The organism is Neisseria sp. P0021.S007 (genome assembly GCF_051956855.1).
The window spans coordinates 1-514 of sequence record NZ_JBQCXA010001220.1 but is presented as its reverse complement, the minus strand read 5'-3'; the positions used below and the strand labels follow the sequence as shown (position 1 = coordinate 514).

Genomic DNA, 514 nt, shown 5'->3' with positions numbered 1-514 from the left:
AACAAGAATTGTCCATGGTGGAAGCGGGCGAGTTCAACAGCCTAGGCAAGCGCAACGGCAGGGTTTACTTCGTCGAAACCTTCGACACCGAATCGGGCATCATGAAAAACCTGTTCCTGCGCGAACAGGATAAAAACGGCAACGACAACATTATCTTCGCCAAAGAAGGCAATTTCTCGCTGAACGACAACAAGCGCACGCTCGACCTGCGCAACGGCTACCGTTACAGCGGCACGCCCGGCAAAGCCAACTACAACCGCGTTTCCTTCCAAAACCTCAGCCTGATTATCAGCACCACACCCAAACTCATCGACCCCGTTTCCCACCGCCGCACCATCCCGACATCGCAGCTCATCGGCAGCAGCAACCCGCAACATCAGGCGGAATTGATGTGGCGTATCTCGCTGACCGTCAGCGTCCTCCTGCTCTGCCTGCTTGCCGTGCCGCTTTCCTATTTCAACCCGCGCAGCGGCCACACCTACAACATCCTCGTCGCCATCGGGCTTTTCCTGAT

General features: G+C 56.2%; 1 protein-coding gene. It reads left to right on the top strand.

What is annotated here, in order from left to right; translation table 11 throughout:
• Positions 1–514, top strand: a 514-nt coding sequence (locus ACTHUR_RS18400) for an LptF/LptG family permease (RefSeq protein WP_440400207.1), incomplete at both ends; no start/stop codon positions are given.